Source organism: Streptococcus suis, assembly GCF_024509555.1.
Classification (GTDB): Bacteria; Bacillota; Bacilli; order Lactobacillales; family Streptococcaceae; genus Streptococcus; species Streptococcus suis_AD.
Window position 1 is genome coordinate 1 of the sequence record NZ_JAMWEL010000071.1, and the last position, 337, is coordinate 337.

The following is a 337-nucleotide window of genomic DNA, read 5'->3' on the forward strand; positions in this document are numbered from 1 at the left end:
TTACAGCTTCTGTTATTATTTCTGAGGTTGGTGTTGACATGAGTCAGTTTCCCACTGCTGGACATTTAGCTTCTTGGGCTGGACTTTGTCCAGGTAATAATGAGAGTGCTGGTAAAAAACGAAGTACCAAGATTCGACACGGGAATTCTTATTTGAAGAAATGTTTATGCCAAGCCGCTTTCACTGTCAAAAAAAAAAAAAATGGAAGTCTGAACAGCTCCCTGTCAAGTGGACAATGAAATAATAAAAGATTAGGCGACGGCCTTGTTCCTCATTTCAAGAGGGGCAAGGCCGTTGTTGCGTTCTTGAAAACGTTGGTGATTGTAAAAATGGATGT

At 40.7% G+C, this 337-nt stretch carries 1 pseudogene; it reads left to right on the forward strand.

What is annotated here, in order from left to right:
* Nucleotides 1-212: pseudogene (locus tag NF418_RS10385) on the forward strand (IS110 family transposase); the annotation flags it as partial.
* Nucleotides 213-337: the final 125 nt, after the last annotated feature.